This window comes from Alteromonas sp. H39 (genome assembly GCF_047556435.1).
Lineage (GTDB): Bacteria > Pseudomonadota > Gammaproteobacteria > Enterobacterales > Alteromonadaceae > Alteromonas.
In genome coordinates, this window is record NZ_CP180210.1 from 3,539,298 (window position 1) to 3,560,945 (window position 21,648).

Annotated in this window: 17 protein-coding genes and 1 rRNA gene; 13 read left to right on the top strand and 5 right to left on the bottom strand. The window is 49.3% G+C overall.

Annotated elements, in window-relative coordinates; translation table 11 throughout:
- The first annotated feature begins 167 nt into the window (after nucleotides 1–167).
- From ACLBLI_RS15465 to ACLBLI_RS15490, 6 genes are all read left to right on the top strand, one after another.
- On the top strand, nucleotides 168–701 hold the full coding sequence (locus ACLBLI_RS15465) for a sigma-70 family RNA polymerase sigma factor (RefSeq protein ID WP_414828475.1): 534 nt from the start codon (nucleotides 168–170) through the stop codon (nucleotides 699–701).
- Nucleotides 698–1,399, top strand: coding sequence for an anti-sigma factor domain-containing protein (locus ACLBLI_RS15470; RefSeq protein ID WP_414828476.1), 702 nt, complete (start codon nucleotides 698–700; stop codon nucleotides 1,397–1,399). Before ACLBLI_RS15465 ends, ACLBLI_RS15470 begins: the two co-directional genes overlap by 4 nt.
- Before the next feature lie 200 nt (nucleotides 1,400–1,599).
- Nucleotides 1,600–3,180 carry a DUF4331 domain-containing protein gene (locus tag ACLBLI_RS15475; RefSeq protein ID WP_414828477.1) on the top strand — a complete coding sequence of 527 codons (1,581 nt, stop codon included), beginning with the start codon at nucleotides 1,600–1,602 and terminating at the stop codon, nucleotides 3,178–3,180.
- 6 nt (nucleotides 3,181–3,186) lie between these two features.
- Entirely contained in the window at nucleotides 3,187–3,687 is a 501-nt protein-coding gene (locus ACLBLI_RS15480; RefSeq protein ID WP_414828478.1) for an Ig-like domain-containing protein, read from the top strand.
- 94 nt (nucleotides 3,688–3,781) lie between these two features.
- A complete protein-coding gene (locus ACLBLI_RS15485) occupies nucleotides 3,782–4,855 on the top strand; it encodes a hypothetical protein (protein WP_414828479.1) in 1,074 nt (357 codons plus the stop codon).
- A 20-nt stretch (nucleotides 4,856–4,875) separates the two neighbouring features.
- On the top strand, nucleotides 4,876–5,985 hold the full coding sequence (locus ACLBLI_RS15490) for a HupE/UreJ family protein (protein WP_414828480.1): 1,110 nt from the start codon (nucleotides 4,876–4,878) through the stop codon (nucleotides 5,983–5,985).
- Nucleotides 5,986–6,157: 172 nt separating this feature from the next.
- On the opposite strand, the gene ACLBLI_RS15495 is transcribed toward ACLBLI_RS15490, so the two are convergent.
- The gene (locus ACLBLI_RS15495) at nucleotides 6,158–7,189 is read right to left on the bottom strand and encodes a patatin-like phospholipase family protein (RefSeq protein WP_414828481.1); all 1,032 of its coding nucleotides are present in this window, start codon (nucleotides 7,187–7,189) and stop codon (nucleotides 6,158–6,160) included.
- A gap of 193 nt (nucleotides 7,190–7,382) precedes the next feature.
- Complete coding sequence (locus ACLBLI_RS15500; RefSeq protein WP_414828482.1) at nucleotides 7,383–8,447, bottom strand: MBL fold metallo-hydrolase; 1,065 nt, start codon at nucleotides 8,445–8,447, stop codon at nucleotides 7,383–7,385.
- 186 nt (nucleotides 8,448–8,633) lie between these two features.
- On the opposite strand from ACLBLI_RS15500, the gene ACLBLI_RS15505 reads away from it, so the two are divergent.
- The 5 genes from ACLBLI_RS15505 (at nucleotide 8,634) to ACLBLI_RS15525 (ending at nucleotide 14,700) form a co-directional block, all read left to right on the top strand.
- On the top strand, nucleotides 8,634–10,532 hold the full coding sequence (locus ACLBLI_RS15505) for a diguanylate cyclase (protein ID WP_414828483.1): 1,899 nt from the start codon (nucleotides 8,634–8,636) through the stop codon (nucleotides 10,530–10,532).
- Between the two features lie 39 nt (nucleotides 10,533–10,571).
- Nucleotides 10,572–12,905: a DNA polymerase II gene (locus ACLBLI_RS15510; protein ID WP_414828484.1), complete on the top strand. Its 2,334-nt coding sequence runs from the start codon at nucleotides 10,572–10,574 to the stop codon at nucleotides 12,903–12,905.
- 49 nt (nucleotides 12,906–12,954) lie between these two features.
- Nucleotides 12,955–13,425: a SixA phosphatase family protein gene (locus ACLBLI_RS15515; RefSeq protein WP_414828485.1), complete on the top strand. Its 471-nt coding sequence runs from the start codon at nucleotides 12,955–12,957 to the stop codon at nucleotides 13,423–13,425.
- 207 nt (nucleotides 13,426–13,632) lie between these two features.
- On the top strand, nucleotides 13,633–14,499 hold the full coding sequence (locus ACLBLI_RS15520; protein ID WP_414828486.1) for a carbon-nitrogen hydrolase family protein: 867 nt from the start codon (nucleotides 13,633–13,635) through the stop codon (nucleotides 14,497–14,499).
- Nucleotides 14,500–14,526: 27 nt separating this feature from the next.
- Nucleotides 14,527–14,700, top strand: a complete 174-nt coding sequence (locus ACLBLI_RS15525) for a hypothetical protein (protein ID WP_414828487.1) — start codon at nucleotides 14,527–14,529, stop codon at nucleotides 14,698–14,700.
- A 157-nt stretch (nucleotides 14,701–14,857) separates the two neighbouring features.
- On the opposite strand, the gene ACLBLI_RS15530 is transcribed toward ACLBLI_RS15525, so the two are convergent.
- Both ACLBLI_RS15530 and ACLBLI_RS15535 read right to left on the bottom strand, forming a co-directional pair.
- A complete protein-coding gene (locus ACLBLI_RS15530) occupies nucleotides 14,858–15,937 on the bottom strand; it encodes an efflux RND transporter periplasmic adaptor subunit (protein WP_414828488.1) in 1,080 nt (359 codons plus the stop codon).
- A 12-nt stretch (nucleotides 15,938–15,949) separates the two neighbouring features.
- Nucleotides 15,950–19,069, bottom strand: coding sequence for an efflux RND transporter permease subunit (locus ACLBLI_RS15535; protein ID WP_414828489.1), 3,120 nt, complete (start codon nucleotides 19,067–19,069; stop codon nucleotides 15,950–15,952).
- 418 nt (nucleotides 19,070–19,487) lie between these two features.
- On the opposite strand from ACLBLI_RS15535, the gene ACLBLI_RS15540 reads away from it, so the two are divergent.
- On the top strand, nucleotides 19,488–20,096 hold the full coding sequence (locus ACLBLI_RS15540) for a calcium-binding protein (protein ID WP_414828490.1): 609 nt from the start codon (nucleotides 19,488–19,490) through the stop codon (nucleotides 20,094–20,096).
- A 251-nt stretch (nucleotides 20,097–20,347) separates the two neighbouring features.
- Nucleotides 20,348–20,815 carry a hypothetical protein gene (locus tag ACLBLI_RS15545; protein ID WP_414828491.1) on the top strand — a complete coding sequence of 156 codons (468 nt, stop codon included), beginning with the start codon at nucleotides 20,348–20,350 and terminating at the stop codon, nucleotides 20,813–20,815.
- A 607-nt stretch (nucleotides 20,816–21,422) separates the two neighbouring features.
- Here the strand turns inward: ACLBLI_RS15545 and rrf are convergent.
- Nucleotides 21,423–21,538 (bottom strand): 5S ribosomal RNA (gene rrf, locus ACLBLI_RS15550).
- Between the last annotated feature and the right edge of the window lie 110 nt (nucleotides 21,539–21,648).

A 21,648-nucleotide genomic window follows, 5' to 3' on the forward strand; every position in this document is an offset into this window, starting at 1 on the left:
CGGGTGAATCGTTTGGCTAAAGAGAAGCGAGTCCATTTTCGGGATCAGGGTTCAGATTGCAGCCTGAAATATCATCCCCTTGCAGTTTTCCTGCGAAAATAAGGACACTGGCCCTTGTGCTTACGTCTGACACGCTCTTTTCTTAATAATTAGAATGAGGAACGGCCATGGAACAAGAACAGCTTTTTCCCCTGCTTTGTCAGACTGCTGACGGCAAACGCGACGCATTTGCAGAGCTTTATGAAATAACCAGTCCACAGCTTTACGCTGTCGTGTTAAAAATGCTCAAACGCAAAGAACTCGCAGAAGAGGCGACACAAGACGCTTTCATCAAAATCTGGCACAACGCTGGCAGTTATCAGCGCAACAAGGGCACCGTGCTGACGTGGATGGTAAGTATTGCCAGATACCGGGCACTGGATCTGATGCGCTACCACTCTATTCGCAACGAAGTAGTACTGGAGGACGAAAGCGGGCCTCCCGGTGACGCAAACGAGATATCGTTGCCAACACACGAACAAAAAAAATTGGATGAATGTATGGATGAGTTGGATCAACAGCAGCGTCAGGCCATTCATCTCGCGTACTTTAACGGATTGTCTCATCACGAAGTGGTGAAGCATCTTTCTTCGCCTCTTGGCACCATCAAAAGCTGGATCCGTCGTGGTCTGCAAAGTCTGCAACGGTGCCTGTCGATATGAATTATCTGAAAGAAGAACTCAGAAATGCGCTGGCGGCAGAGTATGTACTGGGTACATTACGAGGCAAGGCGCGGCTTCGCTACCAGAAACTGATGATGGAAAGTCAGACAATCAGCGAAACAACCTGGATGTGGGAACAGTATTTAAATGGTCTTGGACAGACTGTGCCACCGGTAAAGCCGCCACAAAAGGTATGGGAGCTGATTGAGCAGAAGCTGGGCTTTGTAGACGCTCCGGCAGCAGACGATAACGTCATATCCCTTTACCGTCGTCGCTCTAAAGTCTGGCGGACATTCTCCGGTCTGGCTGCAGCCGCCGCACTGGTAATTGCCGTGTTGTGGGGTACCAGCATCCCTCCTGAAGTAATTGCACCGACACATGTCGCCGTGGTCAACGATGAGGAGGCAAAGCCATTATGGTTGATTGAGGTCTCTGAGCAAATGCTGACGGTACGCTCTACCGATGTATTGCAGGCCAGAACTGACAAAGATTACGAACTCTGGATGGTACCGGCGAATGGCGAAGCGCCCATATCGCTGGGACTTCTGCCAGAAGGCGGCAGATGGGAGCGCGGTACCCCCGCCATACTGCTTCAGCCTGATATCGCTGCACTGGCGGTTAGCCTGGAGCCACCGGGTGGCTCGCCTACGGGTGCACCAACAGAAGTGCTTTACATTTCACCGCTGGTATCCGTCTAAGGAACGAAAGCAACGAGAATCAAACAAGCCGGCCCTATTGTGGCTGGCTTTTTTTTGGGTCTGAATGCGCCTGCAGCCCCTACTGTTAAAGCATCCTTAAAAACGCGTTAAAAAAAAGAACAGAAAATGTGATTTTCTTGCATCCACCTTGCGCACTTGATCGTTTGGCTTAGGGAATACACAACCCGAAGGGAATAATAATGTTCAAACTCAAGCCAACAGTATTGGCACTATCCAGTGTCATTATCACCACTGCAGTATTTGCTTCAAGCCACCGCGAAGCACCGAATATTACGCGCATGCCTACGCTGGATTCAACAGACTATTACGCATTTAACAGCTATGAGCAGGGCCGTGAAGGCTACGTCACCATGATTGCGAACTACATCCCGCTTCAGGATGCCTATGGTGGTCCGAACTATTTCGCTATGGATCCGGCAGCAGAATATGCAATCCATATTGATAACGACGGTGATGCCATTGAAGATATCAGCTTTACGTTTAACTTCACCTCGATGCTGGCAGCTGAAAACGAAGGAATTGCCTTACCTGTAGGTCCGGAAGGCGATCAGAAAATGATTAAGGTGCCGCTGAAAAACGTAGGTCCTGTCAGCGCAGATGATGCCAGCGCCGCAAACTTCTCTGAAATGTATGAGATGACCATGGTGACCGGCCCGGTTCGCTCCGGCGAGCGCACGATGTTAATGCCAGCCTCGGGCGATATGTTTGGTAAGCCGCTGGACTATATCGGCAATAAAACGTTTACCAGCATGGAAGAATACGAGCGTTACGCCGGACAGTTTGTGTATAACTTCAGTATTCCAGGCTGTGACGATATGGGCCGGGTATTCGTGGGCCAGCGCAAAGACCCGTTTGTAGTAAACCTGGGGGAAACCTTTGACCTGGTAAATTATGTGCCGGTGGAAGGTGACAGCGCACCGGGTGCAGGCGATGGCAACGGTTTCCCGGGCGGTATCACGCAAAGCGCGGATAACGATGATCTGGCAGATAAAAACGTCACGTCAATCGCGGTAGAAGTGCCCTCCGCTTGTGTTACCGGCGACGGAAATGGCGTAATTGGAAGCTGGACAACCGCGAGTCTGCCTCAGGCACGAATCCTGAATCCAGATGCCACGTTCGGAAAGCCAGAAGTGAACGGCGGCGCAATGACGCAGGTTTCACGCTTAGGTAATCCACTGGTAAATGAGCTGGTAATTGGAATTGGCGATAAAGATAAGTTCTCTACCTCTCACCCAAGTGGCGATGGTCAGTTTGCTGATTATGTCACTAATCCGGTATTACCCGAGCTTCTGAACATTCTGTTCAGAGATGCGGTGAACACCACACTGGGCGCTTCAATTGAGACACTGGCACCTACCAACTTCCCACGCATGGACTTAGTGACAGCCTTTTTAACTGGCTTTGAAGGTGTAAACCAGCAAGCCACAGTGACGCCTTCTGAAATGCTACGTCTGAATACAGGTATTCCGGCAACACCAGCAGATCAGCAGTCGGCATTTGGCGTTGCTGGTGATGACCTTGCAGGCTTCCCGAATGGACGCCGTCCAGGTGATGACGTGGTTGATATTGCCCTTCGCGTAGTGATGGGCCGTTTGTGCTACCCGATTCCGGTTAATGGCGAAGATACCGATCTTGGCCTGTGTACGCCGGATGATGCGAGCGTAGGTAACGTGCCATTTACTGATGGTGCGCCGCTGGATGCCTCGATGATCGATACGGCATTCCCCTATCTTGCGACGCCCAAAGCGGGTTCAGAATAGGAGTAAATGATGCGTAAATTATTACTACTTTCCGTAGTCAGCCTGGCACTTACCGGGTGCTTTGATGACGACGATGACGATAAGGAAATGCCGGCAATGAATACAGCGCCGGAAGCCGTTTCAGAGGCGTTTATCACACAAACTGATACGCCATTTAGCGATATGCTGAGTGCCTCCGACGCGGACGGTGATTCCCTGACTTATTCACTGGATACCGAAGCTATGCTGGGCTCGGTAGCGATAATGGATGATGGCAGCTTCACCTATACGCCTAACGCACAGGTAACCGGTGAAGACAGCTTCGTCTTTACCGTATCGGATGGCAAAGCCAGCGCCACCGGCACCGTCACCGTCACTATTGAGGTGCTTGAAGTGTCAGTGTCTGAGTTCACGCGTGACGCGTTTGCTCAGGAGCCAACTGATACGCCACTGCCAGTCAACGGCAGGGAGTTTATACAGGATGCGGACGATCCTGATGCTTTCGACGACTTGCTGATAGATCAGTAGTCAACCGTCAAAGCCAGGGACGGCTTTTTTTTGTTGATACTACATTCAGAGAAACCAATGTGATGCACGCCCGGCTCAACCAAACAGGTGCTCGATGACGAAACTCCACGACGATAAAATGATGATAACACTCACGGGTATTGGCGCAGTGTTACTACTTACTTCCATCTTGTGGCTGACTTTGCCCCGCAACGCCATTGCCAGCACAATAATGCCATCACCAGATACCGTTATCGCCAGCTGGCCAGTTACCGCCAGCACAATTGGTTCAGCATCAGAGGCCATGGAACTTTTACTGACATCCCGCAAACTGAATCGATCGGCACAAAGTATCGGACAGGTGAAAGGATATCTCGACGAACAGGAGGCCGACGGAAACCTCGACCCGGCTCACATGCTGGTAAAAGCCAGACTTCTACAGTTGCATCATCAGTTTGATGCAGCCGCAGCATTACTCTCAGAGACAGCCAAATCCCCTGCACAATCCGCCAACGCCCTATTGCTATTGGCAAACATACAAACCCAGATGGGACAGTTTAATCAGGCTCGGGGGACGTGCAGTGAATTATTCGGTCAGGTTGCACTTATCGTCACGCTTACCTGTACCCTGGATGCCGATTTTCAATCATCCCCCTCGCGTGCTACATATTCCAGACTGGCCGCCGTTACCGCTACCCGGGCAACGGCCCCGGCGGCGCAGATGCTATGGATAAATGAAACGCTGGCATCAATGGCGCTTCAGGTCGGTGAACCTGAGCTTGCCCGACATCATTTAAGTGACGTCGATTTACCTTCGGCGCCGGTCAGCCTGATTGCACTTTGGATGGACACCTATATTGTTGAGCAAAATCCGGCAGCTGTGCTGCACCGCATAGTGCCGATGGTTGCTAACCATAACAGTATTGATGACGCTATTTTACTGCGACTAGCCATAGCCGAAGCAAGGTCTGGGGAAGATAAGAAATGGCAGCATAAAATGCATCAGCGAGTCGCTCTTCGCGAATGGCGGGAAGATCATGAACACGCTGCACAGCTGGCTCGTTATTATCTGGATGTTGTTCCTGATAAAGACAAAGCGCTGCACTTTGCCTCGATGCATTTTGAGTACTCCAAAACAGCAACAGACGCAGCGCTGCTTTCACGCGCTGCCGCCTTTTCCCAAAAGTAACGGTGGAAACCTTTAACGTCATGAGAAATCCCGTATCTCGCTTCTTTTCGCTTATTTTACTGATTGGTGCAGCATGGCAGGCACAGTCGCATGAAATCAGCTCAGGCTATCTGACGATTGCTTCTCAAAAAGACAGCAACATTAGCGGCGAGCTTTCAGTAAAGCCGTACGATCTGGCACATGTGGTGAACGTCGATAGCGACGCTGACGGTCAGCTCACATGGGGGGAAGTCATGTTTGCCCAAGAGGCAATCGGTGATTACCTGCAATCCCATCTTTCTTTCAGTCGAAACAATGACGCATGCACTTTGACGTCTGGCTCGCCTACATTGTCGGTAATCTCCGGCGAAAACCTGATCACCGTTCCCTTCAGCGCAACCTGCCCGCCGGGCGAATCGCTTTCAGTCAGCTACCGCGGGATCTTCGATTTCGACCCCACCCATAAGGTGCTGACAACGTTTACTGCCAACGAGATAGCGACCTCCGTTGTGCTGACGCAAAGCTCGCCTTCTTATAAGTTTGATAGTCGCAACACCGGGTTTTGGGATGGTGTGCTAAGCTTTGTTTACGAGGGTATCATTCATATCTGGATCGGTATTGATCATATTCTGTTCCTGTTGGCCCTGCTACTGACCGTTAATTTGATCCGCCGGCAGGCGAGTTGGGTCGGACGCCCCACTATTACTCCCATCCTTAAAGAAACAATATATCTGGTAACAGCATTTACCGTTGCGCACTCCATCACGTTGACCATTACTGCACTGGGATGGATTGCTCCGAGTAGTCGCTGGGTTGAAGTGGGCATCGCTGTGTCTGTACTGTTAACCGCAATGAATAATATCTGGCCGGTAGTAACACGGCTGACCTGGATAACCTTTGCGTTTGGCTTACTGCACGGCATGGGCTTTGCCAGCGTGTTTGCCGAATTACAGTCTAATAGTAACAGTACCCTGGTTACCGTCGCCTCTTTCAATATTGGCGTTGAAATTGGGCAGTTGGTGATCGTACTTGCTGTCTTACCTTTGCTTATCGTCGTCAGAAAATGGCGCTGGTACCCCAGAGCAATGATGCCACTTGCTTCATCCGCAATTGCGATTGTGGCACTGAACTGGGCTATTCAGCGCCTGTAAGTGTTCTGCTAGTCTCGCGGGCCTGGGGCCTGCCGCTATGGGTTTAAACAACGAGCACGACGTCGGCAGACATAAAACGCGCGGCTTTCTGTAAACAGTCACCCGAGTCGCGCGTCAACACCCCATAGCTATGCCGGCGCCGCGCTTCTTACTGTTATCTGTAATTCTGATTTCAGACATCAAACGGCAGAGGCTGGCCGGTTTTTGAATCAATACGATCCAGAGACGGCCCGGTATAATTCCCCGCCAGTAGCGCTACCACCGCATTCCCGTAGCGCTCAAACCAGAAATCCCCCATCAGTTTCAGCTTCCTGATATTCGAATCACTGATGTCATCCATGGCATCATCGGGTGGCGAGGGCATACCATCCTGCACCTCCATTTGCGCGTTCACGCGAATGTAGTTACCCGGCGATGCCATGGTGATTGCCTGGTAGGCCACTACCCGCTCATCAGAGAGCACATCAATGATCTGGCCTTTGGACATCCAGCCCAGCGCTCCCCATTTACGGGATTCAGGGCCGTTGATTTTACGCGTTTGGTAACCAGTGCCTACTGACAGAATACGCAGCGAATCCCAGGGGTCCGCAGCCCACAACCTGCGAGCTTCCGCAATCGCGCACATCGTTGGGTTGTTCGCCGTGACTCCACCATCAATTAACCAGCGCTGCTCTCCGCCTTCAGGAATTTCCATCCCATGTGTAGGGAAATAGGTCGGTGCCGCACTGGAGGCATCCGCCACATCACGGCTCTTTAATGTTAAGTGATCCGGCACGGTAGTCTTTAATACATACGGCTTTCTGTCTTCTATACCGTATGTCACTGCCAGCACATGTTTACCGTTGGCTACCGCATCTGCCAAGCTGGCTTCTTTAAAGTTATCAGCCAGCAACCTCGATTTGCCCGCGGCTTCGTATTTGGGCGCATTAATGCCATCTAATTCCAGAAATCCCCGGTTCTCAGAAAAAATAATCCTGGCATTTTCCGGATTGTATAAACCGTTGATCTCACTTAACGATAATGAGGTCGTCGCCAGAGCCAGTGCGATAATACTGCCTGTACTGGTGCCGGCGTAAAAGTCGACACAGTCTCTGAGATGAAGGTTGTGCTCGGCTAACAGGGCGTTTTCAACGCGCGACAAAAACTGCGTCGTTGCAGCTCCCCGAATACCGCCGCCATCCAGCGACAGAATTAATTTAGACATAAGGAAGTCCTCTGAACGTGATATGATCCCAACGCACTGTAAACATAGGTTGCGCGGTCAACAGTACGGCTGGCGGATACCGCTTGTTTGTCTCAAGCCAACCTTCGCTACCTGCCAGGCCCGGTAGAGCGGCAAAATCAGCAGATACACTTACTCTTTAAAGAGTGTGGCGGGGAATGTGTCAAACGTCCAGCTACACCGTGGTGAAATCCATATCTGGCTGACCCGTATCTACATCATCAGCGAGAGTATCGATTGTGGTGTACTGATAAACACCATCCGCATTGATGGTGCGCGATACCTGGTTATCAAACAGTAAATAGTTCAGGTGCGACAAACATTCGGCAACGGCAAAAACGATATTTCTTCCTGTCAGTTTGCGCGCAAACATCACCGGCAGACAATCCACTACAGATTGAGGCGACTGGCATGCCTGAAGTAAGGCGTTAAGATGTCGTTTATGGTGATACCGCAGACCGTTTACTCGCTCCTGCAAGCCCATAAAGGGAATATTATGGGCTGGCAGAACCAGCGTTGACTCAGGCAGTGACAGAAATGGTAGCAATGTACTAAGGTATTCTTTCAGCGCGTTCCCTTCAGGTTCGGTTGAGTAAACGCCGATATTCGGAGAGATTTGGGGCAGGATATGATCACCGGAGAGCAGCACGTGTAGCTCATGGCAGAACAAACAGGCATGCTCAGGTGAGTGCCCACTTCCAACCATAATTTCCCAACGCCGTCCGTTTATCGTAAAAACATCACCGTCCCGTAACCGCTGATACGCCAGCGGTATTGGCGACACAACGCTGGCAAAACCTTTACCTGATGATACGATTCTCTCTACGGTTTCAGCTTCCAGACCGGCCCGTGTAAAGTACTCCCGGTCATTCCAGCGCGAACTATCTTGCGACACGTTCAGCAGCGCTCTGGCGGTGTAATACTCGCTGTTGGTCATGTACAGCGGAACCCGAAACGTTTCAGTGATCCAGCCGGCAAGCCCGATATGATCAGGGTGCATGTGCGTAACGATAACGCCCTTCACCGGCTTTTCCAGATTTGAGAATATGGTGTCCCACGCCGCTTTCGTTGCGTCTGTTCCAAGGCCAGTATCAACCACGAACCAGCCGTCCGTATCTTCCAGCAAATATAAGTTGATATGGTCCAGATCAAAAGGTAAAGCCATTCGCAACCACAGCACCCCCGGCATAATTTCAGTGGTACAGCCATCTTCAGGTAACGGAAAGTCGGGATAATCCATGCGGACACTCTATTTGCTATTTCGCGTACGGTATTGTGCCCACCTCAAAAAAGAAAATACAAACGCATCTGGCTGATAAGCAACTATTTGATAAATTAATATGGCACGTTATTTTCGTGTTAATGTGGGCGTTTATTCACGCCTTCGTGTATTGTTGCGGTAGAAGTTTTATCAAGAGGGATTTTCATGACCTGGCCGTTGTTTTCTGTTGTCAGCCATACACCGCTCCGCGGGATAGCGACGTTCCTTTTGTTATCTCTTTTCAGTCTGTCAGCGCTGGCTCAGGCAGACTATGTTCGTAAATGGCCTGACGCGGCCGCTGATCTTGTCAGCCAGGTCAGAAAGACACCGGATGCTACCATTTCCGAGCTGCAACGTGCATTTGCAATAACGGAAAGCGATGAAGATAAAGCAGCCGTTCACGCTTTGTTGAGTCGCGCCTATTCAGCCTTGTTACTGCACAAAAAGGCAATAGAACACGCAAATCTGGGGCTGGAACTGGTAAGTCCGGCAAATCAACCCTGGCTATATTACAACCTTACGGTCGCCAAAGCAGAAGCAATGGATACCGCCGGCACAGCGCAGCAAGGGCTGCCCTACACGCAATCGGCCATTGCCTGGGCAAAGTCCACCGAACATTACGACCTGTTAACTTATGCACTCAGCATTCAGGGTTATATTCATCTCGCGCTCAGCACCACCGATGACGCATTGTCGTTTTTTCAGGAAGGATACCGGCTGGCGCAGGAACATAATACGCTGCTTAAGCCTGAAGACTTCGCCAGCATGATTGCACTGGTATACGAATATCGCGAAGAGTGGCAGCAGGCAATTCCCTACTATGAAAGAGCGGAAGCATATTACCGGGAAACAAACGCCTCACTCGAGCTCGCCAATACGCTATTCGGGCTCGGGAAGGCCTATTTTGAAACCGGCGAAACCCAAAAGTCCATGATCTACCTGCGAGATTCAGCCAATCTGGCGCTGGAAATCGGGGACCTCCAGGGAGCAGCTTACAGCTATGCGATTATGGCGAATCACCTGATCAATCAGGGAAAGTATATTGATGCCGAATCGTTTCTTACTGAAGCGCTGGGTATTTTTGAAAGTGCTGAAAATCCTTATATGCAAATTCAGACGCTAATTAGCCTGGCGAAAGTCGAACAAAGGAAAGATCAGTTTGAAAGCGCAATGACGTTGCTCGACAGAGCCGATGATATGGCGAATGGCAGCGCTTTTCTGACTCAGAAGATCCAAATAGGACTGGAAAAGTCGGGACTGTACGCCTCTTTTGGTGAGTACGAAAAAGCGTATCAACTGATGCTTATTCTAAGAAATCTGCAGGACGATCTTGAGCGCGAACAGAATTCTCGCCGGCTACTTGAGTTGCGCACCGCATTTGAAGTTGAACAGCAGGAAGCCCAGAATGCGCTCTTGAAAGAGCAGAATCTGCGCCAGCAAACGCAGATAATGAACGAACAAAGCCTGCAGAAATACGTTGTTGCTGTCGCGTTTCTGCTGGTGATCATCTGTTTGTTGCTGTTGTTCCTGTATGTGAACGGCAAGCGGCACCAGCGTCGCCTTGAGCTGCTAGCCAATGAAGACGAACTGACCGGTTTACTCACCCGCCGTAAGACACTTGATGTTGTGGATAATCAGCTGCATCTTGCCATCCGTCATGATGATCCTCTGGCTATTGCCGTTCTTGATCTGGATTATTTTAAACAAATAAACGATAAATTTGGCCATCAGACCGGTGACGACGTACTGCGGGCATTCGGCAAACTCGCGAAAAAGACATTCCGCAGCACGGACATACTGGGTCGCATTGGTGGTGAAGAGTTTTTATTTGCCTTTCCTCACACTCCGGCTGTAAAAGCAGAAAGTCTGCTGAAAAAATTTGCTGAGTCAGTACGGGAGATACCGTTTACCATCGGCAATAATCAGTGCCGTATCAGTGTATCTGTCGGACTCGTGGATGCCAGTGAAGCCCGGACAACCAGTGAACTGACCGCTTTGGCAGATGAGGCCCTTTATGACGCCAAAGATGCAGGTCGCGATCGTATCGTCAGACATCAGCCTTAAGAATAAGTGACCACTTCAGCGAGACTGTCGGGACAAGGATTGATACTGTCCCGACGCACTGTCACTCAGGGAAAACAATCGTTTGTAGAACTTTGGATCGCAACTGACGACGGGCCGGTTTGCCTGCTTACGCTTCCGCAAACTAGTGTGTGCTTTATTCCAGCACGAGATACCGAGCGATGCAGGAATATGGTGCAATCGTTGCCCGTCACAATCACACCCAGCGATTTTAAAACCCTTTCACAAGAACCGGTTACGCTGCTTCGTACGCAGACCGAATTTCAAATGCAACGTCTGCGAAACGTCCTGCGCGCAGAGAACATTACAGCATACGAAGCTGACATTCGTCTGCCAGATCGCTATCTGATGGAACGTTTTATCTATGGCACATTGATTTTCCAGGGCAACCAGGGAAACAGGCAAAATACGCTGATTAACGCCCGGGTTAAGCCTGGCCGTTATACCCCTACGCTAAACAGCCTCAGCCTTGATATTGAGTGTGATGAACACGGTAAGCTATTTTCTGTCGCGCTGTCGTCTGTATCATGGCAAGAGGTCATCCTCATACCACCTGACAACCGCGTACCTGTCTCCCGTGAAGCACTTCCTTTTGTTCTGACAGTGGCAAGTGATGAGAAGGATCTGCTGGTGAAACTGGAAAACAGTATCGCCACTGCCGACCCGGATCTGTTGCTGGGCTGGAATGTGAAGCAATTCGACTTTGCCGTTTTGCAACAATGCGCAACGCGTTATGGCAAATCACTCAATATAGGCAGACACCGCCACGCCATGGCGTTAAAAACCTGGTCTGACGGGCAGGTCATCGTTGAAATTCCGGGCCGGTGTGCCATTGATGGTATTGAAGCGCTTAAAACCATGACGTATTACTTCGACTCGTTTGCGCTTGACGCCGTGGCAGACGCCCTGCTTGGGGAGAAAAAGCTTATCCAGGACAGTGATCGTTTAGGGGCTATCAAACGGCTTTACCAGCAGGATCCGGTCGCATTGGCACAGTATAACTTTCAGGATACTGAACTGGTGAACCGCATTGCCGAGAAAACCCGGTTTATCGATTTTCTTGTTCTGCGCGCCACGTTAACCGGTCTGGATTTAGGTCGGCCCGGCGGCTCCGTAGCAGCCTTTATCAATGTCTATTTGCCGAAATTACACCGTCACCGGTATGTCAGTGGTGTTCGTCCTCAAAACGGTGGCCTCGCCAGTCCAGGTGGATACGTGATGAATTCAAAGCCGGGGCTGTATCAGCACGTTGTAGTATTGGATTTTAAAAGCCTGTACCCCTCTATTATCCGCACATTTAAAATTGATCCTATGGGCCTGGCTGAAGGGCTGGCCGATCCCGACAGCGCCATTCCCGGATACAAAAATGCGGTATTTTCAAGAGACAGGCATTTTCTGCCGGATATCATTGCCAGCTTGTGGGCACAGCGCGACGAGGCCAAGCGCGAAAAAGACGCCCCGCGTTCGCAAGCCATTAAGATTCTGATGAACTCTTTTTATGGTGTGCTGGGCAGTGGCGGTTGCCCTTTTTATGATCCAAGGCTGGCCAGCTCGATAACGTTAAGAGGGCATGACATTATGCAAACCACCGCACAGTGGATAACCGAGCAGGGTTACGATGTCATTTACGGTGATACGGACTCAACCTTCGTACACCTACTTGAAATAAGCAATGCAACCGAAGCAAACGCCATCGGTAAAAAGCTGGAACAACATATCAACCAGCAGTGGCAAACAACTTTGCGGGAGAAATTCGATCTCGACTGTTATTTGGAGATTGAATTCGAAACCCATTTCGATACGTTCTTTATGCCAACGATACGCGGCGCAGAAACCGGCAGTAAAAAACGCTACGCCGGATTAACAACCAGAAACGGCAAGCAGGAACTGGTATTTAAAGGTCTGGAGAGTGTACGGTCAGACTGGACGGCCCTGGCAAAAACATTTCAGGAAACCCTGTATATGCAAGTCTTCACAGGCCAGCCCGTCGAGACATTCGTTCGCAGCACTGTCGATGCGCTTCGTGCCGGTCGTCACGACAACGCGCTGATATACAGCAAAAGACTTCGAAAGCCGCTATCAGAATATACGCGCACCGTTCCCCCACACGTTCGGGCTGCTCGCCTCGCTGATGAGAAAAATGCTAAGGGAAATAAGCCGCTGCGCTACCAGAACAAAACGCAAATACGATACGTTATGACGTTACAGGGCCCGCAAACCACCGAATGCCAGGATGCGCCGCTTGATTACGATCATTATGTAGAAAAGCAAATCAAACCTATCGCAGAAAGCATTCTGCCATTGATTGGATTACGTTTTGATACAATCGTAAATGAGCAAATGGGTTTATTTTAACCGTCTTTATGTCATGCTTGGGGCACTTGATGATTGACAAGGATTGCTTGTGAAATCTGTAATTGCGCTGGTACTGCTGCTGTTCATATCTTCAACGCATGCGGCCACACTTTATCTGACCCGCCATTTTGAAAAAGGCGATGGCGACGATCCGTCTCTGACATCGCAGGGGCAATCCAGAGCCGAAAAACTGGCAGTCATGCTGGCTGACAAGCCAATCAGCGCTATTTACGCGACCCCCTATAAGCGAACGCAAGAGACAGTCATACCGCTATCAAAAGCGACCTCAGTTGAGATCACGACATATGATCCAAAGAAGCTTAAAGCCCTTGCCCGAACGCTAAAGAAAAATAACGCCAGCGCTGTTATCGCTGGTCACAGTAATACCACTCCTGAACTCATTCGCTACCTGGGTGGTCCGGCATTTTCGATCTCAGAGCAGGACTACGGCACGTTGTTCATTCTGGAATTTGTCGACGGCCATACCAACGTTACGCTACAACGCGTGCCGAAACAGTAACCAACGGGCAAGTGTACGCTGATAAGCAAATCACTTTCATATCAACAATACGCCACTGTGTAAGGAATCGCTGAGCCAAGCAGCCTTACAATGCGTATGTGAATATACCAACCGTAAAAGTCGTATTATTCGCGTTGTCAGCATTCTGATGCGCTTGCTTAAACAACGGTAGTGCATTTTCGGCTAAATCAGAAACAGGGAGCGAACATGATTACAGTCGCACTGGCACAATACCCAATATCAACTCTGCGCAGTTGGGATGCGTTTTCTGATAACCTCAGGGCGTGGGTTAAAGAGGCCAGTGACCAAAACGCCTCGCTGTTAATGTTTCCTGAGTACGCAAGCATGGAACTGGTGGGCTTGCTGCCGACAGATATTCAAGTAAAACTTAACGATCAACTTACTTATCTACAAAAATTCTATACCGACTACCTTGCATTGTTTGAGCAATTGGCGCAACAATATTCACTCTATATACTTGCTGGCTCGTTCCCGGTATTGACGGACAATCAGGAATTCAGAAATCGCGCATTATTTTTTGGCCCGTCGGGCTACATTGGCTTTCAGGATAAGTTAATAATGACACGATTCGAGCGTGAGCAATGGCGAATCAGTTCTGGCGACCAACTTTCCTTATTCAAAACAGATATTGGCGATATTGGCATTACTATTTGCTACGACAGTGAATTTCCTATGTTAGCCAGACGTCAGGCCGAAGCAGGGGCTGACGTGCTATTGGTGCCCAGTTGCACTGACACGCAAGCCGGGTATCAGCGTGTAAGAACCGGTGCCAGGGCCCGGGCCCTGGAAAATCAGTGTTTCGTGCTACATGCTGCGCTTGTCGGTGATGCCGCCAATAATCCAGCTGTATTTAGAAACAAAGGGAAATCCGGCGTTTATTGTCCGCCGGACAGTAAGATTTCGGAGTCCGGGATTTGGGCGCAGAAAGCGGATGAGTCGCCAGGCCTGCTGACCACTGATATTGATCCCGCAATTACGCAAACCTTGAGGCAACGAGGACAAGTCACTACCTATACTGACTGGCCAAAGCAGTGGCAAGTCACAGGGCCCTGAACAGGACAACAACCCAGAGCGAGCTTGATGAAAGAACCTGCAAAATTTATCCGTTTCCATGGCGGGCTGTTGCTATTTGCGCTGGCAACCAGCCTGTTATTTATGCTTACAGGCATGATCGAAAAGCGTGACGTCATTGCAGTGGCGATTGTTGCTTTTGTCTCACTGGAAATCATGGTTTTTATGCCTTCACGGGAATAAGCAACCAGTCTGCTTATAAGCCATTCACTTTGCGGTTACTGGCACAATCTCAACAACAAGACTGACAGGCCTGCGGCCTCCCGAGCTTGCGTGCAGTACGCGGTAGTCAAAAGGTCATTCAAGCAAAGCCACTACTGCTATATGTGAAGTAGGCATATCAAGGCGTACGCGCGGTAAGAGACTGGTTGTCATCCACATATCTGACTTTCTGACCCGATCTCAGTCTCTCGGCGCCGCGCACGACAACCGGGGAGCCCGCTTCCAGCTCACCAAACACTTCGATGCGATCTCCTACTCCCACACCGGTTGTTACTGCCACCTGTGTCGCTTCATTATCCGCATTAATCTGATATATGAATGCGCCGGCTTTTCTGAGTACTAACGCATCCCGCGGAACGGTCATTCCCCGATGCGCCTTTGAGTGAGGCAGCGCTACTCTTACTGCACTGCCAATGGCAAACTGATTTGGCATAAGCGAGATGCGTATTTCCATCATTCGGGATGCGGCATTGCCTACTGGCACCACCGTCCTTATCACTTCCTCTGACGTTTGTCTGCGGTCGGATACTGCAACCGACATACCTTGCTCTATAAAAGGAATCACTGACAGCGGTGCCCGTACGGTTGCTTCTACATTTGTCGGATCGACAACCTGTAACAACGACTGCCCGACACTTGTATACTCACCCGGCACCTGCAACCGGCTTACTATTATTGCATCAAACGGTGCTCTCACCGTGCTGCGTTCAATCTGATAATTCGTCAGCGAATGAGAGACTTTTGCCTGCGCCAACTCCTGTCGGGCGACTTCCAACTCAGACAGCGTTTCATCTAACTGGTCTTCAGAAACATTTTGCTGTTTAGCCATTCTTGAGAAACGCTCCCGTTTTCTTTCAAGCAACGCCACTCTGGACTCCCACATCGCAACATTTGCTTCATCTTGTTTCAGTTGTAAAGTAAGCCGGGTAGCATCGAGCTTGACCAACACCTCACCGCGGCTAATGTGCTGTCCAACCTCAGCCATCCACATGATCCGCCCGGCAACTTCTGATGCAATTTGCGCATCTGTGCGGCTCACGACTGTGCCGGGAACCCATACCTGCTGAGTGATTGTTTCATGCCTTAAAGTATCAATTTCAACCAGCGCAGGCGGTGTTGTATCCTGAGCTATTGCTGAAACAGACAGCAGCATCAGGCATCCCAGCCAGCGACACGCCTTAGGCATTCGTGTTTTCATAGTGAGTGTCCTTTATACGTTATCATCGAGTTTGCGTTGCCTGGCCCGTGCAGAAAGCGGCCCTGGCTGTACCACTGATGTTGAGTCAAAGCGAGGTACGGTAAGCTGTAAAAGTGTGGGTAGCAGTATCAGCGTGAACAGTGTACTGACCGTCATACCGCCGACGATGACCGCAGCCAGACCGCGGTAAATGACACTTCCGGCGCCAGGTAATAGCAGTAATGGCAGCATGCCGAATAACGATGTCAGTGTACTCATGAAAATTGGCCGCAACCGTAACAGGATCGCCTGATGTACAGCGTCACGTCGGCTAAGACCTTCACGCTCACCATTGCGGGTTTGGTGTACCAGCAAGATGGCATTATTAACCACCAGTCCCAGTAATATGATAAAGCCAATCATGGTAAGTAAATCCATTGGCTGAAAGGTCACCAGATTCAATAGCTGAATTGCAATAACACCGCCTACAGTAGCCAGTGGAAGGGCCAACACAACCATAATGCTGTCTTTCAGTGAGCGGAAAAGTCCCGCCATCAATACAATCAGCAAGCCCATCGCAAACAAAAAGTTCTGGCTCATGGTTGCAATTGCCGTTTTCAGACTGTCTGCGCTGCCGCCGTAATTGATTGCGCCACCGGCCGGCATGACAGCCAGGATCCCTGGCTCCACCTTTTCTTTGATTATCGCCATGGCTTCTTCTAACGTCATTCCTTCAGGGGGATTGAAGTTCAACGTGAGGGTACGCCGGCGATCAATGCGTTGAATACTGGAGGGCCCGACTGCTCTTTCAATAGTTACCAGCTCGCCAAGCTGCACTATCTCACCTGATGGCGTCATCAATGGAGTTGCCGCCAGTAACTCGGGGTTGTCCCAGTCTTCAGAGCGAAAGATAATGTTCAGGCGTTTAATGCCATCAAAGTACTCTCCAACGTACATACCATCGCCCATCGATCGTACCAGATTAGCGACTTGTCCACGGCTGTAACCGACTTCGCTTATTCGACTGTCGTTAGGGAAGAACTGCAGTTCCGGCTCTGTTTGCTCCAGACTCGGGTTAGCTCGTGCATTTGCTGTCGGAAAACTGTCGCGTATCAGATCCAGGCCAACCTGAGCAGCGGCGACAAGTCCGGTCTGATCCGTTCCCTGCAAATGAACATCAATAGAGCGCCCATTACCAAAGCCGCCGAAAAGATTCCCCTGCATGGCAAAAGTTTGTGTATCAGGCAAGTCCACCAGAATTTCATCCCTTACCACTGTTTCGAGTGCGCGAATATTATTTTGATCCTTCGCTCTGACGCCAAGAGTCCCTCCATTTGGCCAGGTAATAATGTAATAGTTTTTCAGTGCAGGCGACTTCGTTCCGTCCATATAAGGTTGTAACCGTTGCACCACCTTTGCCATGACATCTTTCTCTATATATGCGTCGCTAGCCCCCGCAGGAAAATTAAAAAAGGCATCAATTGCATCACGTTTCACCGGAGGCAGGTAATCAAGCTTAGGCATCAACAACACGCTCCCCAGAATAGGCAAACTCATTAGCACGGTCACCGTCAGTACTCTGCGACGCTGGGTGGCCGATACCGCCATTACATACGACGCGATTCGTCGCCATACCGGAAGCAGTTTGTCCTGTGGCATGTCATTCACAAGCCAACGACTGGCAATCACCGGCAACACCGTTACTGCAACGACCATAGATATGCTCACCGCGATGGCGATAGTCAGCGCAAGATCGGCAAACAGCTGACCTTCTACATCGCTTAAAAACATGACAGGAATAAAGATAGCCACCGTGGTAGCCGTGGAAGCCAGTAATGCGCCGAAAACTTCTTTCGTTGCAAGGTAGCTGGCATCATCAGACGTTGCGGCATCAGGCTTTTTACGCACAATATTTTCTAAAACCACAATGGCTGCATCGAGAACCATGCCTACAGCAAAGGCCAGGCCAGCAAGAGAAATGACATTTAAGGTACGCCCCGTAATTTGCAAAACAATAAAAGTACTGAGTAACGAGATCGGTATAGACAAGGCAACAATCAGCGTTGCGCGTAGCTGACGCATGAACAGCCAGAGCACACCGATAGCTAACAACACGCCCAGTAGCAAATTACTGGTTACCAGATTGACCGCCCGATAAATGAATACTGATGCATCAAAAGACTGTGCCATAGTCAGCTTCTCATTAATCAGGACCGTACTATTAAGCTCATCAACTTTGGCTTTTACCGCTTCCAGCGTTGATAGCACATTGGCGCTGTTCTCACGGTCAATTCGGATGGAAATTGCGGGGTTGCCATTTTGTACGCTGAAGTTACTGCCGTCGGCTCTCTGGATACGTATGTCTGCGATATCCTGCAACATAACAGGACTCCCCTCACGCCATTCTAAAATCATTTCGCCCATTTTCTGAGGCGCATACCGACCTTCAAATCGAAGAGTGTAACGACGTCTGCCTACATCAACAAATCCCCCGGAAACATCATTAGCGGCGCCCAGCATTGAGGTAATATTGGTAAGATCTACGCCGAGTTCGGCTGCCTTAAAAGGGTCAAATACAATTTGAAACTCTTCAGCACCGCCGACACCGCTTTCCATTCGCGCACGTGACACTCCCGGAATTGCTTCAATTTGAGGCCGGATCACATCCTCAAAATAAGTGACATAACTATTGATTGGGTTGGTATTGCCGGGAAGTTGTTGTAGAAAAAAATAAGTCAAGGCTGGCCCGCCGCCGTCATTTCCTCCCATCATAATATTCGGTGACAATGCGTCCCGGGGTAATGGAGGGATCCTGTTCATTCGACTGATAACCTCGATTAAGGTTTTCTGCATATCAGTCTCCAAACCGAACTCCAGATTGATCCAGGCATTCCCCTGATTCGCCCAGGCCCTCATGCTGTGCAGGCCGGGCAGCCCCTGAAGCACTTCTTCCTGAGGCTCAAGTATCTCAGACTCAATTTCCTGAGGCGAGGCTGCACGCCAGAAAGTCTGGATAGAAATAGATGGCCTTTCTATATCAGGAAAAAGCTGCACGGGGAGAGTAAACAGGCTATACAGTCCGATTGCGGCAATAATGGCGATAACGATCGTAACGCCAGAGGCATTTCTAATTGCCGCGCGGGTAATATCCATATGTGTGTCCAGACATATTTATGTTGTGATAACTATATGTCGAGAACAGATACCAAAAAGTTTAAAGCCACCAGTGAACAAAAAAATCAGGTCAAGCGGAAAGCAAATAGTAATACATTTTCAACGTACGATTAATCATCTCAGTTAGTAGCTTTTCCAACGCAACAGCCTCAAATGCAAGTGCCGATGAATTACATCTTCTTGTTAACTTTTTGTTATCAAAATTAAGAGTTAGTAGGTAAGTTTTGCAAAAGCTTCTATAGATATCTCATAAAGCAATAACCGTCTGGCTTAGCCAGTAATTTCACAGCTAATTGTTTTAATTGGATTTTTAGGTATTTGGCACGTTACCTGAATGGGGGATTGTGAATTTTCTCCTCCGTTTATGCAGTATGGAGGCAAAACCAAGGAGTTAGATATGAAAAAGTTAACACTAGTAACATTGATCAGTGCCGCATTATCAGCAAGTGCAATCGCTGGCGATCATCAGGAAAAGATCGATACAACTTTTGCAGACCTCGATAACGACGATAATGGGTATATCTCTCGTGAGGAAGCGGACGATAACGATATCTACGCGCATTTTTCCAACATTGATTTAGACAATGACATGCGCTTGTCTATTAAAGAGTTCAACACGCATGTCACCAATAATCCTGAGCATTTTGATGGAGATGTAGTGGCGTCGGTACAGTCTATGAAAAACAGCGTTGAGGAAGTCGATCCTAAGACCGTCTCTGCTGCTGGCGATGATCACAAAATGGATGCAAAAATGCACGCCAAAACCAAAGCAGAGTCTGGCGGCAAAATGATAGAAAAAGAAGTTAAAGTCAAAAAGACGGTCGTCGCTGAGAGCGAATTTGACCTGATGGATACCGATAATGACGGCGAACTGACAAAAGCAGAGGCGTCACGCGGTGGTGTAATTCAGAATTTTGATGATATTGATATCAACGGTAACGAGTTAATTACTCGTGTTGAATACTCACAGTATCAGCGCACTATGACTGAAAATTCTGAAGAGTAACCCCCACCCCTTCAAGAGCCGCCTGATGCGGCTCTTATCTTCACTCTCCGAAGCTATTTAGTTGACCTGCCTGTGGAGACATTAGGGTTATAAGACCTACAGCCATAAGATGATATCCTCAAATTGAATCTGTCAGTCCCGCCTTACACATAGCGAAAATCTATGGCCAACTTCTCATTCATAGAGGTGGTTTTATAGAGTGTCCGCAGCTATAGTCATAAAGATTACGAATAGTTGCTGGTATTTCACAAATGTATACACTGCGCAGTCGTCCCGGCACAGAGCATGGGCGTTATGAAGTTGCCAGTTTTAAGCAGGTTCTCACTTTCTCAGCTCGTGGTCCTTGGAATGATGAAACGCTTAGACGCGGCTCTCGCGAGATGGGCGAAGTCATCAATAATTTAGACCTGTCAAAGCCCTGGTGTCAGGTAAGTTGCTTGTACGGTGAAAGCTTAATGCAGCCTTCAGTGTATGATTACTTCGTAAAACAGACTGCCATTCGTCAAAAACTTGGGCTTTCTATTCTCGCCATAGTCATAGTAGATTCTGACATCTCTGCAACCATAAAACGGCAGCTCACGACCGCTTACGGCTCTGCAAATATTGATCACGAGTTTTACAATGATATTGGAAGCGCACTGGCCATGTTGGAAAACGCAGGGTTCGAGGTAGATTTTCCTAATATAAAACAATTCTTCGCACAGAATGCGTTCAGATGAATGACCATTATTTTGGAATATTCTTCATTTCGTGAACGTCACACTCCAGAAACTATATTGTCGTTTTTACAATAGTAAACCGTCTAAAGATTATCACAGATAACTCATAGCGATTTCACACTGTTAGCGCTGCACCAGGCGAAACCTATCTAATACGAAAATTCCCGCTGAGCTGAGCGGGCTTTTCGAATTTCGAGACCGTGCCGGCGAGTGACAGTGTGCCGTTTCTGCTTATTGCTTTGTCACCTGGGGCCGGGTCGGTCAGCGGTGATACATGGTGAGTGTCGCAAGCGAAGCATGCTCAATATCATTATGAGAATGAAGAACGGCCTGCTACAGATGGTGAGTCTTGGTGTAAGCATCAGGGTCTGGTTATTAAATATAAGCCTGTTCAGCAACTATTGTCTGAATGCCCAGATTAGCAAGCTTTCTTGTTCGTGATTCCGTGAGTGATGAAGTTATTTTATTCTGCATTTATCGTTGCTTCCGCTGCCTGGTGAACACCAGAGAGGTCCCTGACAAGCGCGTTGCACTACGGGGGATGAAGTTTTTTTTAGACGCACAGACGAAAAAAGCCCGCTCAGTTGAGCGGGCTTTTCGAATGGGAGCTTGGCGGTGTGCTACTCTCACATGGGGAGACCCCACACTACCATCGCCGCTAACGTGTTTCACTTCTGAGTTCGGAATGGGATCAGGTGGTGCCACGTCGCTATGGCCGCCAAGCATAAACTGTGTGCAGAATTAACGAAGCCAATTGCTGCGCGAAGCGCATGCTGCTTTCTGAGTTAACTTCTGCGCAAGGAGGACTCACAGTACATTTTACAGTGTGTTAA

Coding starts and splice junctions, on each gene's coding strand:
- ACLBLI_RS15535 (WP_414828489.1), bottom strand. CDS start 19,069: ATGGATATTACCCGCGCGGCAATTAGAAATGCCTCTGGCGTTACGATC.
- ACLBLI_RS15495 (WP_414828481.1), bottom strand. CDS start 7,189: ATGTCTAAATTAATTCTGTCGCTGGATGGCGGCGGTATTCGGGGAGCT.
- ACLBLI_RS15545 (WP_414828491.1), top strand. CDS start 20,348: ATGTATACACTGCGCAGTCGTCCCGGCACAGAGCATGGGCGTTATGAA.
- ACLBLI_RS15525 (WP_414828487.1), top strand. CDS start 14,527: ATGAAAGAACCTGCAAAATTTATCCGTTTCCATGGCGGGCTGTTGCTA.
- ACLBLI_RS15505 (WP_414828483.1), top strand. CDS start 8,634: ATGACCTGGCCGTTGTTTTCTGTTGTCAGCCATACACCGCTCCGCGGG.
- ACLBLI_RS15500 (WP_414828482.1), bottom strand. CDS start 8,447: ATGGATTATCCCGACTTTCCGTTACCTGAAGATGGCTGTACCACTGAA.
- ACLBLI_RS15475 (WP_414828477.1), top strand. CDS start 1,600: ATGTTCAAACTCAAGCCAACAGTATTGGCACTATCCAGTGTCATTATC.
- ACLBLI_RS15540 (WP_414828490.1), top strand. CDS start 19,488: ATGAAAAAGTTAACACTAGTAACATTGATCAGTGCCGCATTATCAGCA.
- ACLBLI_RS15520 (WP_414828486.1), top strand. CDS start 13,633: ATGATTACAGTCGCACTGGCACAATACCCAATATCAACTCTGCGCAGT.
- ACLBLI_RS15530 (WP_414828488.1), bottom strand. CDS start 15,937: ATGAAAACACGAATGCCTAAGGCGTGTCGCTGGCTGGGATGCCTGATG.
- ACLBLI_RS15480 (WP_414828478.1), top strand. CDS start 3,187: ATGATGCGTAAATTATTACTACTTTCCGTAGTCAGCCTGGCACTTACC.
- ACLBLI_RS15470 (WP_414828476.1), top strand. CDS start 698: ATGAATTATCTGAAAGAAGAACTCAGAAATGCGCTGGCGGCAGAGTAT.
- ACLBLI_RS15465 (WP_414828475.1), top strand. CDS start 168: ATGGAACAAGAACAGCTTTTTCCCCTGCTTTGTCAGACTGCTGACGGC.
- ACLBLI_RS15490 (WP_414828480.1), top strand. CDS start 4,876: ATGAGAAATCCCGTATCTCGCTTCTTTTCGCTTATTTTACTGATTGGT.
- ACLBLI_RS15485 (WP_414828479.1), top strand. CDS start 3,782: ATGACGAAACTCCACGACGATAAAATGATGATAACACTCACGGGTATT.